Source organism: Neokomagataea anthophila (assembly GCF_018122595.1).
Lineage (GTDB): Bacteria > Pseudomonadota > Alphaproteobacteria > Acetobacterales > Acetobacteraceae > Gluconobacter > Gluconobacter anthophilus.
In genome coordinates this window covers 112,876-128,959 of the sequence record NZ_JAGRQH010000005.1, presented here as the reverse complement: position 1 = coordinate 128,959, position 16,084 = coordinate 112,876, and the positions used below count along the sequence as shown (strand labels likewise).

Annotated in this window: 16 protein-coding genes; 7 read left to right on the top strand and 9 right to left on the bottom strand. The window is 50.9% G+C overall.

Annotated elements, in window-relative coordinates; genetic code table 11:
• Nucleotides 1-56 precede the first annotated feature (56 nt).
• Entirely contained in the window at nt 57-1,130 is a 1,074-nt protein-coding gene (locus KB213_RS08765; RefSeq protein ID WP_211682266.1) for an alkene reductase, read from the bottom strand.
• Between the two features lie 93 nt (nt 1,131-1,223).
• Here KB213_RS08765 and KB213_RS08760 point away from each other — a divergent pair, with 93 nt between their 5' ends.
• Nucleotides 1,224-1,532, top strand: coding sequence for an ArsR/SmtB family transcription factor (locus KB213_RS08760; protein WP_068170220.1), 309 nt, complete (start codon nt 1,224-1,226; stop codon nt 1,530-1,532).
• Here the strand turns inward: KB213_RS08760 and KB213_RS08755 are convergent.
• Nucleotides 1,529-1,891: a hypothetical protein gene (locus KB213_RS08755; protein ID WP_211682264.1), complete on the bottom strand. Its 363-nt coding sequence runs from the start codon at nt 1,889-1,891 to the stop codon at nt 1,529-1,531. The genes KB213_RS08760 and KB213_RS08755 overlap by 4 nt on opposite strands.
• On the opposite strand from KB213_RS08755, the gene KB213_RS08750 reads away from it, so the two are divergent.
• Complete coding sequence (locus tag KB213_RS08750; protein ID WP_211682262.1) at nt 1,890-2,858, top strand: RluA family pseudouridine synthase; 969 nt, start codon at nt 1,890-1,892, stop codon at nt 2,856-2,858. The genes KB213_RS08755 and KB213_RS08750 overlap by 2 nt on opposite strands.
• A 247-nt stretch (nt 2,859-3,105) precedes the next feature.
• Nucleotides 3,106-3,999 carry an RNA polymerase sigma factor RpoH gene (gene rpoH, locus KB213_RS08745; protein WP_211682260.1) on the top strand — a complete coding sequence of 298 codons (894 nt, stop codon included), beginning with the start codon at nt 3,106-3,108 and terminating at the stop codon, nt 3,997-3,999.
• 30 nt (nt 4,000-4,029) lie between these two features.
• On the opposite strand, the gene KB213_RS08740 is transcribed toward rpoH, so the two are convergent.
• The 3 genes from KB213_RS08740 to gap all read right to left on the bottom strand — a co-directional run bounded on the left by KB213_RS08740 (nt 4,030) and on the right by gap (nt 6,870).
• Nucleotides 4,030-4,440, bottom strand: coding sequence for a hypothetical protein (locus tag KB213_RS08740; RefSeq protein ID WP_211682258.1), 411 nt, complete (start codon nt 4,438-4,440; stop codon nt 4,030-4,032).
• Between the two features lie 193 nt (nt 4,441-4,633).
• Complete coding sequence (locus KB213_RS08735) at nt 4,634-5,848, bottom strand: phosphoglycerate kinase (protein ID WP_211682256.1); 1,215 nt, start codon at nt 5,846-5,848, stop codon at nt 4,634-4,636.
• A gap of 2 nt (nt 5,849-5,850) precedes the next feature.
• A complete protein-coding gene (gene gap, locus KB213_RS08730; protein ID WP_068170238.1) occupies nt 5,851-6,870 on the bottom strand; it encodes a type I glyceraldehyde-3-phosphate dehydrogenase in 1,020 nt (339 codons plus the stop codon).
• 184 nt (nt 6,871-7,054) lie between these two features.
• Here gap and KB213_RS08725 point away from each other — a divergent pair, with 184 nt between their 5' ends.
• The gene (locus KB213_RS08725; protein WP_211682254.1) at nt 7,055-7,510 is read left to right on the top strand and encodes a hypothetical protein; all 456 of its coding nucleotides are present in this window, start codon (nt 7,055-7,057) and stop codon (nt 7,508-7,510) included.
• A gap of 2 nt (nt 7,511-7,512) precedes the next feature.
• Nucleotides 7,513-8,319, top strand: coding sequence for a glycosyltransferase family 2 protein (locus KB213_RS08720; protein ID WP_211682252.1), 807 nt, complete (start codon nt 7,513-7,515; stop codon nt 8,317-8,319).
• Here KB213_RS08720 and KB213_RS08715 read toward each other — a convergent pair.
• The 3 genes from KB213_RS08715 to KB213_RS08705 form a co-directional block, all read right to left on the bottom strand.
• On the bottom strand, nt 8,308-9,348 hold the full coding sequence (locus tag KB213_RS08715; protein ID WP_211682250.1) for an exodeoxyribonuclease VII large subunit: 1,041 nt from the start codon (nt 9,346-9,348) through the stop codon (nt 8,308-8,310). The genes KB213_RS08720 and KB213_RS08715 overlap by 12 nt on opposite strands.
• A gap of 91 nt (nt 9,349-9,439) precedes the next feature.
• Nucleotides 9,440-10,744 carry an amino acid permease gene (locus tag KB213_RS08710; protein WP_211682248.1) on the bottom strand — a complete coding sequence of 435 codons (1,305 nt, stop codon included), beginning with the start codon at nt 10,742-10,744 and terminating at the stop codon, nt 9,440-9,442.
• Between the two features lie 14 nt (nt 10,745-10,758).
• Nucleotides 10,759-11,220: an Lrp/AsnC family transcriptional regulator gene (locus tag KB213_RS08705; protein WP_211682246.1), complete on the bottom strand. Its 462-nt coding sequence runs from the start codon at nt 11,218-11,220 to the stop codon at nt 10,759-10,761.
• Between the two features lie 118 nt (nt 11,221-11,338).
• On the opposite strand from KB213_RS08705, the gene KB213_RS08700 reads away from it, so the two are divergent.
• Both KB213_RS08700 and KB213_RS08695 read left to right on the top strand, forming a co-directional pair.
• Nucleotides 11,339-12,835, top strand: coding sequence for an aminotransferase class V-fold PLP-dependent enzyme (locus tag KB213_RS08700; protein ID WP_211682244.1), 1,497 nt, complete (start codon nt 11,339-11,341; stop codon nt 12,833-12,835).
• 183 nt (nt 12,836-13,018) lie between these two features.
• On the top strand, nt 13,019-15,598 hold the full coding sequence (locus KB213_RS08695) for a TonB-dependent receptor plug domain-containing protein (RefSeq protein ID WP_211682319.1): 2,580 nt from the start codon (nt 13,019-13,021) through the stop codon (nt 15,596-15,598).
• Nucleotides 15,599-15,644: 46 nt separating this feature from the next.
• On the opposite strand, the gene KB213_RS08690 is transcribed toward KB213_RS08695, so the two are convergent.
• Nucleotides 15,645-15,998 (bottom strand): ArsC family reductase, encoded by a 354-nt coding sequence (locus tag KB213_RS08690; protein WP_211682242.1) that lies wholly within the window; start codon nt 15,996-15,998, stop codon nt 15,645-15,647.
• Between the last annotated feature and the right edge of the window lie 86 nt (nt 15,999-16,084).

Sequence of the window (16,084 nt, the reverse complement as noted above, 5' to 3'; positions counted from 1 at the left end):
TTTTTCAAGAGAATGCCGAGCATTATAACAATAACCAGCACACTGGCTGGTCGTTTTTATTCTGCTGTCAAATAGTCTGTATAACCCTCAGGGCCGGGACGATACCACGTGGCCATATCCCCCTCAGAAAGTGGTAAGTTCTTTTGCAAACGCAGTACCAGATCTGGGTTACTAATAAACTTACGACCAAATGAGATGGCGTCTGCTATACCGTCTTCAACTGCAGCAATCGCTTCTTCACGCGTATAATCTTGATTCAAAACCAGCGGACGCGTGAACACTTTACGCAAAACCGGGGAAAGCTTCGGCTGATCTGTACGACCGAAAGTGCTGTTTTCACCAACTTCACGCAATTCCAGCCATGCAACCCCTAAACGCTCTAGCTCTTCAACAGCAGGCACAAACACTGTTTCTGGGTTACTATCAATACAACCTTGCGTATCACCGTTAGGTGACAAGCGAACAGAAACACGATCTGCACCAACAACCGCAACCACACGCTCAACAACTTCGCGCAAAAAACGGACCCGATTTTCTGGCACACCACCATACGCATCGTCTCGATGATTGGTGCTATCGCGCAGAAACTGATCAATCAGATACCCGTTCGCTGCATGTACCTGCACACCATCGAAACCAGCGGCCAGCGCATTACGTGCAGCACGTTCATAATCATTCAAAATACGCGCGATATCATCCGCATCGACCGAGCGTGCCACCTCATAAGGTTTTTTACCTTCATAAGTATGCGCTTCACCGGGGGCCGCTGTAGCAGACGGCGAAACAGGCTGCACTCCGGTGACCGAAGAATGTACCATCCGTCCCATATGCCACAACTGGCACACAATTTTACCGCCCTTTTGGTGGACCGCCTCCGTGACCAGCTTCCACGCCTCAACTTGCTCATCCGACCAAATGCCCGGAGCATTCGGCCACCCGAGTCCTTCACGTGAAATTCCCGTTGCTTCACTGATAATCACGCCCGCAGTAGCACGCTGGCCATAATATTCAGCCATCAGCGCCGTTGGTACAGCGTCCACCTGAGACCGCGCACGCGTCAAAGGGGCCATGATAACGCGATTTTTTGCCGTAAATCCGCCAAGATTAATGGCATCAAAAAGAGAAGGCATTTTGTAAACTCCTGCTCACGCATAAGCGTTAGTTCGATACATATCGAACCTTAAAAACATTGCCAAACAAAGGCAAGCAGGGATATTTGCCTCATGCCGTATCTTGATAACCCCGACCTCTCATCTATCGACCTACTCACAGTCCTGCGCGCTCTTGCTGATCCCATTCGCTTGGAAATCGTGCGTCAACTGCATGAACAAGGCGAGGCAACCTGCGCAGAACTCCTACGCAACCGCCCTAAATCCAGCATGTCTCACCATTTTCATGTCTTGAGAGAGAGCGGTATTCTACAAACCCGCGTTGAAGGGCTGCATCATTATAATTCTTTACGGCGTAAGGAGTTAGACCTGTATTTCCCCGGCCTAATGACATCCATCCTTACGCCACGCATCACATCTTAGGGCGCAGGAATAAAGACGGCTTCGGAGACAACACGCCCACTTTCTGGGTCCCAAACGAAAAGACGTTCGCCTGCATCGCCCTGAACAGAAACAGCCAAGTCCCCGTCATTCATCGCGATAACACGCGTAATATGTTCACCGCGCAAAAGTGGAATCGTCACTTTCTCGGCATGCTCAACGTTAGCTGGAACAGAGGTTTGTGCGGCATGATGGCCATGCATAATCCGCGTCACCACCACACCAATCAACACCGCAACACCAATTACGATCAATACGCCCATCCCAATCACCAACGCCAATAACGCTTTTGATCCACCGGACTCGCCGCCATGCTCTTGTTTCGCTACATTCATATCCATGTCTGACCCTCTCACACCTTTCCTGCTCACCGTCGATACCCCTTTAATTGGGCAAAGAGTCGACCGTGCACTTGCTGAAGCCATCGGCACGATTTCCCGCTCACGGGTCAAGAGCCTGATTGAAGGCGGCCATCTCCAAAAAAATGGCGCCCCCGCTGACAACCCTTCTGAAATTCTAAAGGAAGGACAGTCTTTTCTCCTCTCCTTCCCACCACCGACCCCGGCACGACCAGAAGCGGAAAATATTCCACTCACCATTTTGTACGAAGATCGTGATCTGATCGTCATCGACAAACAAGCAGGCCTTGTCACACATCCAGCGCCCGGCAATGAGCGCGGCACACTGGTCAATGCCTTACTTGGCCATTGCGGTGAGGGATTCGAAGGAATCGGCGGAGAAAAGCGCCCAGGGATTGTCCATCGCTTGGATAAAGACACATCGGGCGTCATGGTCATTGCCAAAACATCGCTGGCCCACAATGCTCTTTCTGAAGCGTTTGCTGCGCGTGACATTGACCGTGCCTACAATGCGCTCGCTTGGGGATTGCTGCCCCCACAAGGTGAATTCGACGGATCTATCGGCCGAGATAAGCGAGACCGTAAACGCATGGCCGTCGTCACATCCGGCGGCAAAGTGGCTCTCACCCGCTTCAAACTGCTCAATTCTTACCACGCCAGCGTTTCATTAGTGGAATGTCGCCTTGCGACCGGTCGCACTCATCAAATTCGCGTCCACATGGCACATGCAGGCCACCCACTCGTTGGAGACCCTGTCTATCTGCGCCGTATACCCGGTGCTGCACGCCCCCTCCCTCCTGAAGCTCGTGAGGCCGCACTCGACTTCCCACGCCAAGCTCTACACGCGGCACGACTGGGCTTTGTGCACCCTAGAACTGGCAAAAACCTCGAATTTGAGACTCCCCTTCCTGCCGATTTCCACGAATTGCAGCAGTCATTAATCGGGTAAACCTTTTTTAATATTTGACTTATTCGGTTTAACCTGTCATAAAACAGGCAATCTGGATGGAGTGACGCACCACCGGAGTGGATCGTACCGTCTGCAGAGGCCCAAAATGGGGGATGCAGGCGGGGACATCAAAAATCCCGACCGCGTCACCTGGTGAAGAAACCCAACGGCTCTTCGTTCGTACATCTATAAAACAGACAACGAACGTCCAGCCTCGAGGTTCTCCAGGCGAAAGGAGTGATCGTACATGGCATCTCCCGCCGTCATATCTGTTGGGCCAGAAAGCAACCTGACCCAGTATCTGCAAAAGATTCGTAAATTCCCACTGCTTACCCCGCAGGAAGAATTAGATCTGTCGCGCCGCTGGCAGTCCAAGCAAGACGTCAAAGCCGCACATCGGCTCGTCACGTCCCATCTGCGCTTGGTTGCAAAAATCGCAATGGGCTATCGTGGCTACGGCTTGCCCGTGAATGAACTGATCAGCGAAGGCAATATCGGCATGATGCAAGCCGTGCGCCGGTTCGACCCAGATCGTGGTTTCCGCTTGGCGACCTATGCCATGTGGTGGATCCGCGCAGCAATGCAAGAGTACATTCTGCACAGTTGGTCCCTGGTTAAGATGGGCACAACGGCATCGCAAAAAAAACTTTTCTTCAATTTGCGTCGCCTGAAAGGGCAGATGCAGGCCATTGATGATGGTGATTTGCGCCCTGAGCAAGTGACGGATATCGCCACGACTCTGGGTGTACCAGAGCAAGACGTTCAATCTATGAACCAACGTCTTGCCGCGCCAGATCATAGCCTTAATGCTCCCCTGCGCTTAGACGGCGACGGCGAGTGGCAGGATTGGTTAGTCGATGAGCACGAAAACCAAGAAGAAAGTTTTGCAGATTCTGAAGAGTTCAGCGGCCGCAAAGCTCTTCTGGATCAGGCATTGATGACTCTGAATGAGCGTGAACGTCATATCTTGTCTGAACGCCGCCTCAAAGAAGAGCCTCAGACCCTCGAAACACTGTCACACCATTACGGTGTCTCTCGGGAGCGCATCCGCCAGATTGAAGCGCGCGCCATGGAAAAACTACAAAAAGCCATGGCCTCTGAAGTTGAACGCCGCCGGAAAGAAAGCGGCTTCCAAGACTGAAACCTTGCTCTTCGGAGCAAGCGCGAACGCTTATTGAGATAGCGGGACCGTTAACGCAACACCGCCTGACAGATCACCGTGCCCGCGGCGATTTTCATCGTCGTGGGCATTCGTCTGCATACCATTCGCGTTCACAATACGCCGATGATAAAACTGCGGCCGTAAATATGGGTCCGTATTATCTTTCTGTACTATTGGTGCTGACATATCATCATCAGGCAAAGGCGCTGGCACAAAACCATGCGGTACCCCCTCCCCTTTAGAAGTCTCAGAGGGCCTTGCCATTGTATGCATCAACCGCGCACCAACACGCGGATCTGCCGTCATTTCCATAATTTTTGTATTACGATACATCTTGTGAAAAGCACTGCTTTCCACTTTCTCAGCCGCACACAATGCCCCTCCAGCCCCAGACATAACCAAGCCAAGAAAAACGGACACTACACACCGTGTAAGGATTATGGACATTGGCGAAGGTGTTCCAAGAAGGTTCATATTAACACTTCTTAGTTTTGCGCTATAGCGACCGCGCTGCGCAACAATTGAAACACAATTATTTCGCTAAGATACAAAATGTTATTAACCAAAGTGCAACGCCGTGCCGAGGTGTCCCTCCGCACGGCGTTTTGTAGCTTTAGCCGAGGCCAAGGTCATGACCACTTGCGCGCAGAACCTCAATGCCCGGAAGAACTTTACCTTCCAACCACTCAAGGAATGCACCACCAGCTGTTGAGACATAGCTCATCTTATCTGCGGCACCTGCATGACGCAGTGCTGAAACCGTGTCACCACCACCGGCCACTGTACGCAACTGCCCCAGTTGCGTCAGGCGTGCAGCTTCCTGCGCCACAGCAACCGTAGCCTTATCAAAGGGCTCAATTTCGAACGCACCAAGCGGACCGTTCCAAACGAGCGTCTTCAAACCAGCCAGACGCTTCTTAATCAGCTCAACCGTTTCCGGCCCTGCATCAAGAATCATCGTATCAGCCGGAACTGCCTTCACAGAACAAACTTCTGAAGCCGCCCCTGCCTTGAACTCACGCGAAACAACCGCGTCAACAGGCAAGACAATCTCACATCCGACTTCTTTGGCGCGTGCTGAAATTTCCCGTGCCGTAGCGTGCATATCTTGCTCTTGCAAAGATTTACCGACAGACACACCTTCCGCTGCCAAGAACGTATTTGCCATAGCGCCGGTGATGAACAGAACATCAACCTTTGCGAGCACGTTCCCAATCAGATCGAGCTTCGTGGAAATTTTAGAACCCCCAATGACCGCACCGACGGGGCGCTCTGGGTTTTCTAAAGCCGCAGAGAGTGCTGATAGTTCAGCTTCCATCAAACGCCCAGCAAAAGCGGATAATGCATGCGCCACGCCTTCTGTAGAGGCATGTGCACGATGCGCTGCTGAGAAAGCGTCATTCACAAAGACATCACCGTTCGCGGCCAAAGCCTTTGCGAACTCAGCATCATTTGCTTCTTCACCAGCGTGGAAACGTGTGTTTTCCAAAACCAGAACGTCACCGTCCTTCAGTTCAGAAACCGCATTTGCCACAGTCGGCCCAACACAATCCGGTACAAATGATACCGACGTCCCCAGCACTTCCCCCAGCTTCGCCGCGATTGGACGCAACGACATAGCCGGAACAACCTTCCCCTTCGGGCGGTCAAAATGGCTCAGGACAACAACTCGTGCGCCTTTTTCAGACAATTCACGAATTGTTGGTGCCACACGCTCTAAGCGCGTCGTGTCGGTGATGACGCCGTCATGCATCGGCACATTCAGGTCTGCCCGGAGAAGCACGCGTTTACCGCGTGCTTCCAAGCTATCCAACGTGCGGAAAGCCATGATTAGAGGCTCCCGAACAGAGCTGCCGTATCGGCCATACGGTTGGAGAAGCCCCACTCATTGTCATACCAAGCACAGATACGAACCAGCTCACCACCGTCAATCAATGCCGTTTGCGTTGCATCATAGGTTGATGACGCCTTGCAATGATTGAAGTCCGAGCTCACCAACGGTGCCGTGTTGTAGTTCAGAATGCCCTTAAGCTTACCTTCTGACGCTGCACGAACAACATCGTTCACTTCCTCAATGGAAGCAGGCTTCTTGGCTGGCACGAAGTCCAAAGAAACGAGCGATACGTTCGGTGTAGGAACGCGGATAGCCGTACCGTCCAGCTTGCCTTTCAAGTGTGGCAGAACCAGACCCACCGCACGAGCAGCGCCCGTTGATGTTGGGATCATGTTCAGTGCTGCGGCACGTGCGCGACGTGGGTCCTTATGCAGGGTATCCACGGTGCGTTGATCACCTGTGTAAGAATGGATCGTGACCATATAGCCACGCTCAATGCCAAACGCTTCATCCAGAACGCTGGCAACTGGAGCCAAGCAGTTCGTCGTGCATGATGCGTTAGAGATGATCTTCATATCTGGCGTGAGGGCATCATTATTCACACCGAACACGATTGTTGCGTCTGCATCGGAAGCCGGTGCGGAAACAACAACGCGCTTAGCGCCTGCTTCAAGAAGAGCCGCAGCCTTATCACGTGATGTGAACAGACCCGTGCACTCCATAGCGACGTCAACGCCTTGGAACGGAACTTTAGAAGGATCACGCTCAGCAGATACCGTGATCGGGCCATAGGTACGGCCATTTGCTTCAATAATCAGGCTGCTACCTTCAGCGCGTACTGTTCCGGGCAGTGCGCCATGCACACTGTCATGCGCCAGAAGGTGGGCATTTGCCTCTACTGAGCCAAGATCGTTGATCGCAACGACTTCAACGTCTGTACGTCCGCTTTCGATAATGCCACGAAGGACAAGACGACCGATACGTCCAAAACCGTTAATTGCAACTTTTACTGCCATGGCTGCGTGCTCCGCATGTCGTAAGAACCGGCAATATCCATAGCACCACTGGCTGGAAGCAACAGGGGGTCATGACAGTTTTTCGACATAACACGACTTCCATCTTGTCCTAACAGCTGGTTCCTGTAACCTGATACAATCAGAAATTGCCGTATCTATAATTCCATATTCTCTTAGAGGCCGCATGAAATCGCGCTTTTTTTACCTGACCATTTTTGTACTGTTTACCACAGCAGCTCTTGGTGGTTGTCAGTTAATTGATCAGCGTACTTTCGACTCGCAGGCCGGAAAGCCACCGGTTCCATACGAACCTCCCGCACCAGCAGCAAAAAACCCCCCTGCACCCTTTTTATCCATCTCAGATGGTACAGCTGAAGCTGAGTATGGCCCCATCGTAGAGCATGCGGCCCATGTTGCACTGCAACATAAAAACAATGTTCTGTTCATCGTGCAGGCTCTTGCCCCGCCACAACCAACACTCGCAGCACAACAGGCTCTCCTGAAACGCCTAACACAGGACACGCTTGGCACGGTTGCCCAGCATATCGCGAAAGCTGGCGCACAACCTCTGCAAATAGAACTGCACACGTTAACCGACCCAACGATACAAACACCGGTTATTCGCGTGGAGCTACGTTAAACATGACAAAGGCTACCTGTGCACTTCTCTGCCACAATGCCGCATCCACCCTTACAGAGTGGGTTGCGTGGCATATCATGCAGGGCTTTGAGCGCATCCTCATTATTGATGCAGGATCAACAGATCATACAGTGCCGTTAGCCCAGTCCCTAAACACCAAAATTGAGTATGAGATTATCGAGCGCCCAGATACCACTAGCTTACCCCCAGAAGAGCGCCGCATAGTTCTTATCGACACAGCCCACAACCACACTCCATCAGACCATTGGCTCCTCATTTTAGACCAAGATGAATTCCTTGATCTGAATGAACCTCTCGACGCCTTCCTCGCAGATTGCACCGATGAGCACGGCATTGGTCTTTACTGGAAAACCTTCGGCCCCAGCATATCTCAAACACCAGCACAGCTTTCCATCAGCGCGTTTTCCCATCGCGCTCCAGATGATTTTATCGACCACCATGCCGGCCGGATTTTTGCACGCCCTTCTCACCATCCCCTCACCTCCTCGCCCTTTTGGGACGGGACCGAGCACATAGCTGTTTTAGCCCCCCGAAAAGGGCCCGCCGCTCCTAGAATATTGCATTACCCATGGCTTGCGGATCCAGACATGCCGCAACATCTTGCACAGCACTACAGCCATCAAGATATTGAAGACTTAACACCTCTACGCCATGCACAGACTTTAAACGCTACAATTAATGCCCTAACCGAACCTCAAAAAGCCTTCGAAGATGATGTAGTAACCTTCGACACTTTCTCCATTCGACGAATACGCCCGACAGAGGAAGAAAAAAATTTACTTAAATGATGAGATAACAAGCGCGAAAACAATACCTGCCAAAAAAATAAAACACGCGATACCAAGACGTGCCTGTACTGACAGTGCAGGCTTTACTAAAGACAGCCCTTCAACACTTTCCCGCAGGGCTGTGATCTCTTCCATTTGCGCCCGCTCTTCTTCTTGTGCATGCCACAACCGACCATTCTTGGCGCGTATATGGCGTGCGGCTTCTTCCGCGCTCGTCACACTTTGATCAACAATGCGGGCTGCCAATGCATGACCATGGTGATCTTCTAGAGCCAATACGCGGTACGCGCCCACACGAGACAAAGCCTCTAATAACAACGCATCATCAAACCAAACGGTCGGAAAACCTCTACCTCCAGCGATCAGTACGAGTACTGTTTCGCGACATGTTTCAATCGCCGCCAATAAACGGTGCGGCGCTTCATGATCCAATCCGACAAAGCGTGAACAATCTGCGTATAACCCTCCGCCTAAAGCATTACGGAACTGAGCCAGCGCACCATCGCGTTCACTTTCTGGATAAATAACCAGCATAGAAAACGCTTCCAGCTCAGGGTACGCACCCCGCGTTGCTGGCAGACGCCGTAAGACATCCAGTATCTTCTTATCCGCCTGAACAGCCAACTCACGCGCAGGATCACAGCGTTCTATCGCAATAGCCTCAAAGCGTAAAACAGCTTGCCCTCGCTGCCCGCGCGCGCGCAAAAAACCACTCACGCGCACCTCATCCCCCGCGACAGCACCGCTGGCCTCAAAGGCAACCGATCGAATATCAACCGATATCGCCGTACCAAACGATGCGTCCGTCAAGGATAATTGCAGAGCATCACGCTCATCACCGGGCACGGCAGTGCCGAGCTTTCCCCCAACAAGCAATGGATAGTGCCAAGCTTCAAAACTTGTACAAATCTCTTCCAGCCGAGCGGCAAACAGATCCTGCACCTGCAAAGGTGACAAAACAGGCAAAGCCGCACTCTGCATGTGCGGCTTACTCTCTGCGCGAAAAGAACGACGCGGGAAGGCTTCCATACTTTAACCCTATGGCAAATTTACCCCGAATCCGACAAGCGCTTCAGGGCAAACTCACCATAGAAAAGAGAAATAAAGTGCTTTTTGATCGCTACGACAGCGACCGAACGCGCGAACGCACACGATCAGCAATCACAATCAGCAACAAAGCAGAACCTGCCATCTCAATTTGCGAGCGCGTCTCAGCCTGCATCACCATAGCCAGCAATACGCAACCAATAACGCCCAGCCCAAAATAACAAATCCACCGACCTGTTGGGACCACCTTCAATCGTGCCAAAATGATAATGGCATTATACACCAGCATAAAGCCCCCGGTGAGGCTCACCAACAGTGCAAACACCTTATCTGGAGACAGAATAGCCGTGAGCGCGATAGCCACCGAAATACCAACACAGGTCAATAATGCACGCCGTGGCAACTGTGTTTTCGGGTCAACTGCTAAGAAAACAGAAGGTGCCCCTCCCCCTTTAGCCATTTCAAATAAAACCCGGGAAGTTGCGTAAATACCAGAATTCAGCGAAGAAATTGCAGCCGTCAAAATAACAACAAATAAGACCGGAGCTGCAAAAGGAATATGATAGTGGTTCAAAACCAGCAAGAAGGGTGACTGCCCAGAAACAACATCACTCCAAGGCACCAAACACAAAATCAGCCCAATGGTCAGCAAATAAAACACGCCAATCCGCAACGGAATAGTACGTGCCGCACGCGTGATATTGGCCTTAGCATCTTTCGTTTCAACAGCAGCAATCGTCGCAATTTCACTGCCACCCATTGAAAACAAAATCGTTGGCAAAACGGCCAAAAGGGCAACTGGCCCATGAGGCAAAAAACCACCATGATTTTGAAGATTATGCTGAATATTGACTGCCGGGTGCGTCATAACCAACCATGCGCCAATCCCTATAAATGCTATTAAAGCGACAACTTTAACCGTGGCGAACCAATACTCAAACTCTCCATACCCCTTTACAGAGAGCAGGTTTACCGCCGTCATCAACCCGATAATACCCAATTCCAAAACGACATAAGGAATAGGTACATAAGGCGCCAGCATATTCGTAATCGCAATCGCTTCAACGGCCAGAACGATGATCCATGTGATCAAATACGTCCACCCAGCCACAAAAGCCATGCGAGGACCAATGGCTTGCTGAATCTGCCCCAAAAAAGAATGTCGCCCAGGCACAGCATAGGCCAAATCACGCATCATCAAATTCGTCACAAAGACAAACAGGCCGCACAAAATATAAGACAGCAAGACCATTGGCCCCGCCAAAGAGAGCGCTGCGGATGATCCAATAAAGAAACCTGCCCCAATCACGCCACCGAGCGCAATCATGACGACATGGCGTGTATGGAGGCTTTGGGCGAGTTTGCCGGCCTGCTGCATGAAAAATCCTTATTTCAAACGGGAAGGTCGCGGTTATCCGCCAAAGTTTCCATCGTCATATATGACGTAATCGCATCCAGTTCGACACGTCCGATGATCTGTTGGTACACACGGTCAAAATCGTTCATATCCCGCGCGACAACCTTCATGAGATAGTCATATTCACCCGCTATTCTAAAAAAATCAACAATGTTTGGAATGCCCATCACCACATTTCGGAACGATTCAAACCATTCCCGTGCATGATGACGTGTTCGTACCAAGACAAAAACCGTCAATTCCAAACCCAAAGCCTTAGCGTTTAGCCTCACAGTATCTTGGCAGATCACCCCTTGATCACGCAGGGCATGCAAACGCCGCCAACAAGCATTTTGTGACAAGCCTACCTTCTCCGCGAGTTCCCGCTGAGACGGTGTCCCTTGCTTCTGAAGGATTTTTACAATTTCGCGATCAATATGATCTAATTTTCGTTCCATATATCCTCATTTGACAACAAAATAGACTTTTTAACCTATAAAAAATGCATTTTTTTTTACTTATTTCACGATATTCCTTCTTCAACGCCCCACCAAGCAAAGAAAATGACACATCATCATGACCTCTCACAACACCCCATCAATCGCTCCGACAGACAGCGTGAACGCGTTTCGAGCCTTTGCAGCCGCCCTCCGAGCACAAGGTCATGAAGGGCTTGCCAATACCGTCATTGGAGATGGCACTTTAATTCAAACCCATTTCGGAACAATTCCGCTATTATATGCTGATTACGTCGCATCTGGACGAGCACTTGCGCCGATTGAGCATTTCATCATGGAGCATGTACTCCCTTTCTACGCCAATAGTCATACCGAAGCGTCCTATTGCGGCAGCAGCATGACGCGCCTCCGAAACGAATCACGGCGCACCATCGCTGAACTATGCTCTGCCCCTCAAGACCAGTTTAGCACCATCTTTTCCGGCGCAGGCGCAACCTCCGGCCTCAACCGTCTGGTGCACCTCGCAAATATCCCAGAACACTGTGCAAATGGCACGCGCCCCGTGGTGCTGATTGGTCCCTATGAGCATCACTCCAATATCTTGCCTTGGAGAGAGAGCGGTGCAGAACTGATCGAGATTCCAGAGGCTAAAAATGGCGGACCTGATCTCACCATCCTTGAAGGCGAACTTCAAAAAATTACCGATGCAGACCCCAACAATACGCGCGTAAAAATTGGGTCATTTTCCGCAGCTTCAAATGTCACAGGTATCATCACCGACACAGACGCCGTGACACGCCTGCTCAAACGCCACAACGCATTAGCCATTTGGGATTATGCTGGCGCAGGCCCTTACCTGCCCATCGACATGAAAGCAGGCACCCCAGAAGAAAAAGATGCCGTCGTCATTTCATGCCACAAATTTTTAGGTGGCCCAGGCGCATCTGGCCTGCTCATCGCACGCAATGCTGCTTTTACCCGCAAAACACCATCAGCTCCCGGCGGTGGTACCGTGCGCTTCGTCTCACCATGGGGGCACGATTACAGTGAGAACCTCGTGGCCCGCGAAGAAGGCGGTACACCAAACGTTCTCGGTGATATCCGTGCAGCACTCGCTTTTGTCGCTAAGGATGCTATTGGCGCAGCGTATCTTGCGGAACGGCAAGCGATACTTCGTCAAAAAGCACTCTCCGCCTGGGCCAATCATCCTGCGATTGAAATTCTCGGGAATACACAAGCCAACGCATTACCCATTTTTTCATTTCGAATTCACGACATCAAAAATGGCGGCAGTATTCACCAACAACTCTTCACACGCATGCTGTCCGATAAATACGGCATTCAAGCGCGCGGTGGCTGCGCGTGTGCGGGACCATACGCTCACCGCCTTCTCGACATCAACGAATCGGAATCCGAAACGATACGGTCTGCAATCATGAATGGCGAAGAAATTCAAAAACCAGGATGGGTACGCCTAAATCTGAGCGTCCTCATGAGCGATGAAAAGGTGGATTATATTCTAAAATCCGTCATAGAACTCGCCTCTAACCCCCATGAAACCGCCAGTTTCTATGATGTAGACCGCAGCACAGCACGCTTCAAACCTGCGGCTTAAAGCACTTTCTGTCAGGAGGATATTTCATTACCGACAACCTCCTGACAAAAGACATTTCACTTCAAAAACCGTGTCTTAATCGCAACAAAATTCGTTTATTAATATAACGGTTAAGAAACATAATTGATCACAAAGCCGTTTAATGATGCTCTTAACCCACTCTCCATTGGGACAGGGACCATCATGAAACGGCGTCAAAACCTTTTATTAGCAACCATTCTGGCCTCAACAGCATGGAGCCTTCAGGCATCCAATGCACTGGCAGCCACAACGCATACTCATAAAGCACATCACCCCACAGGCAGTTCTACAAATAACGTTGCCCCAACAGCAGCGCCCTTACACACTTTGCCTGCGGCTCGCCATCACCACATTGAACCACATTCAGAAGACGAATCTGTCGTCGTAACAGGCACCCACGCAACAAACCGCCACGCACGACAGAGCATCGCTCCAATCAGCGTTATTTCAAATGCAACATTGCGCCGCTCAGGTGCCGTAAATTTGGCTGACGCCATCACACACACTTATGCACAGATCAACGTTTCCAACATGGGCGCAGATAGCGGTGCCCTAACATCCTCCATTCGTATGCGCGGCTTAAACCCAAACCAAGTTCTGGTTCTAGTCGATGGTAAACGCCGCCATACCACTGCGAATATCTACCAAGATGCAGGACCAGAATTTGGTGCCACTCCTGTCGATCTCAGTATGATCCCTGCCAATATGGTCGATCATATTGAAGTCTTAGAGGACGGCGCGGCTGCCATGTATGGCTCCGACGCAATTGCTGGTGTTGTGAATATCATTACCAAGAAGCAAAGCCACGGCTTCAATATCTCTGCACAAAGTGGTGCAAATGCCTATAATGGAGACGGCTGGCAGTATCAGGTCAACGGCGATGGTGGCTTCAAATGGGGCGATAATGGCTATGTTCATATCGGCGCTCAGCTCACACACTCTGATCACTTCATCACGAAAAATGTTTTTGACCACCGCCTCGTAGGCTACACACCTCCCGGCGTAGCATCAGTCTTGTACACGGCACCTGCTGGCGGATATCAGCCTCCAGCCACTAGCAACAAAATCATGAGCACCCCAGAAGAGACGCGTGAAAACCTCTTCATCAATTTTGGCCGTAGCATCAACGAGAATATCGATTTCTACGGACAAGTCAGCTACGCTCACCGCCACGCCGAAGCGTTCGAGAACTATCGTACGCCCAACAAGGCTCCAGAAGTCCACCCTTACGGCTTCTCTCCGATTGAAACCAATGAAGAAAATGATTTCGGTACAATTCTCGGGCTGAAAGGCCAAGTCTACGGTTTTGATTGGGATCTTAGCACTGTCTATGGTGAAGATATCGACCGTATCGGCAACAAAAATACCGCCAACCAAGCACTCTACCTAGCAACTGGCTACACCCCCACAGATGCACTTGCTGAAGGTTACAGCATGTCTCAGTGGACCAATACTCTCGACTTCCGCCGTCATTTCAGCCTCTTTAATGCCGTTCCCGTTACTTGGGCCTTTGGTGCACAGCACCGCCTCGATGGTTATCAAATTACTGCAGGCAATCCAGCTTCCTATTACTCAGGCGGCACCGCAGGCTACGCAGGCCTAACGCCACAAGATGCAGGGAAATGGTGGCGCAATATTTGGGCAGGGTACATGGATGGAGACTTCCACTTCACCCCAAAATGGGAAGTAGACTTTGCCGGCCGATTTGAACATTACACGGACGTCGGCAACAACGAAATCGGTAAAGTTTCAACCCGTTACGACTTCACTAAACGTATTGGCATACGTGGCACCATCAGCAATGGTTTCCGCGCACCGACACTAGCTGAACAAAACTTCAGCGCACTCAACGTTTCTCCCACTGGTGCTGGCGGTATCCTCCCGGTCAACTCTGCAGCTGCCCGCTCTCTTGGTGCATCCCCTCTGAAGCCTGAACGCTCTGTAAGCGCCAGCGGTGGTGTCGTTGTAGAGCCGGTAACAGGCTGGCATATTGAAACAGACGTCTATCAAATCAATATTCGTGACCGTATTGTCCAAGGCGGCACCACCAATGGCCTTCCAGCCATTGCTGCAATCCAACAAATGGGCCTGTCTCTACCCAGCGACCTTAGCCCCTCTGATTACTCAAACGTTTCAGCGTCTTACTTCGCCAACGGTGCCAGCACACGTACACAAGGCTTAGATATTAAAACTGATTACCTCTTCCACCTGCACAAATACGGTAATCTTGCGGTTACAGCGGCATTGGACTTGAACCGTACTCGGTTGCACCATAATGCTATTGGTTCTACCGGGAGTGCGCTGCTCACTGAACAAAACATTGCAGCCCTTACCACTGAATATCCACGTAGCAAACTGATCTTGAACGCGTACTGGACCTATAAAAACTGGGACGTCAATCTACGCCAAACCCGCTATGGCCAAACAACCGGCATGTTGACCTATGAAGACTGGACGCCATCTGCGGCATCCTGCCCCAAAGATGGTAAAGCTCTTCAGTATTCCAACTCTTGCTTCTATCAATTCAAGAATACGCCACGCTGGCTGACTGATCTTGAAGTTGGGTATCGCTTTAACGATCATTGGCACGTTGCAGTCGGCGGCAATAACCTCTTCAATATCCGACCACGCAAAGTACCTGGATACGTTAATACGCTCGGTGCAACAGTCTACGATCAAGACTCAGCACAAATCCCCATGTTTGGTGGATATTACTACGGCCGTATTAACGCGACCTTCTAAAAAACCCAACAGTGCCACCCCTTCACATGAGGGGGTGGCTTTTGTTTTATTTGTGCAAAAACAAAGCCTCATATTGCTCCGGCTTAAAGCCCAGATGTAAAACCTTTCCATCTTCGAGCAAAATAGGGCGCCGCATAAGAGTGGGTTGTTCTAAAAGCATCCCTAACGCCGTATCTGCATTCAAACGCTCTTTATCTTCTGCAGACAGCTTACGATACGTCATACCACTACGATTGAGCAGCTTCTCCCACCCGACCTGCTGCAACCAACCTGCCAGCACCTCTTGCGTGAGACCATCTTTCCGCAAATCATAATACTGATAAGCAATCCCGGCAGCATCTAGCCAACGGCACGCTTTGCGTACTGTGTCACACGTCTTAATTCCATACAGCATTATCATAGCGTTCACTTTCACTCGACGGCGCCCACATCTCTCCGCGTAACCTTCTATCACGAGGAATGGCACCTCAAAAGCATCCACTATCC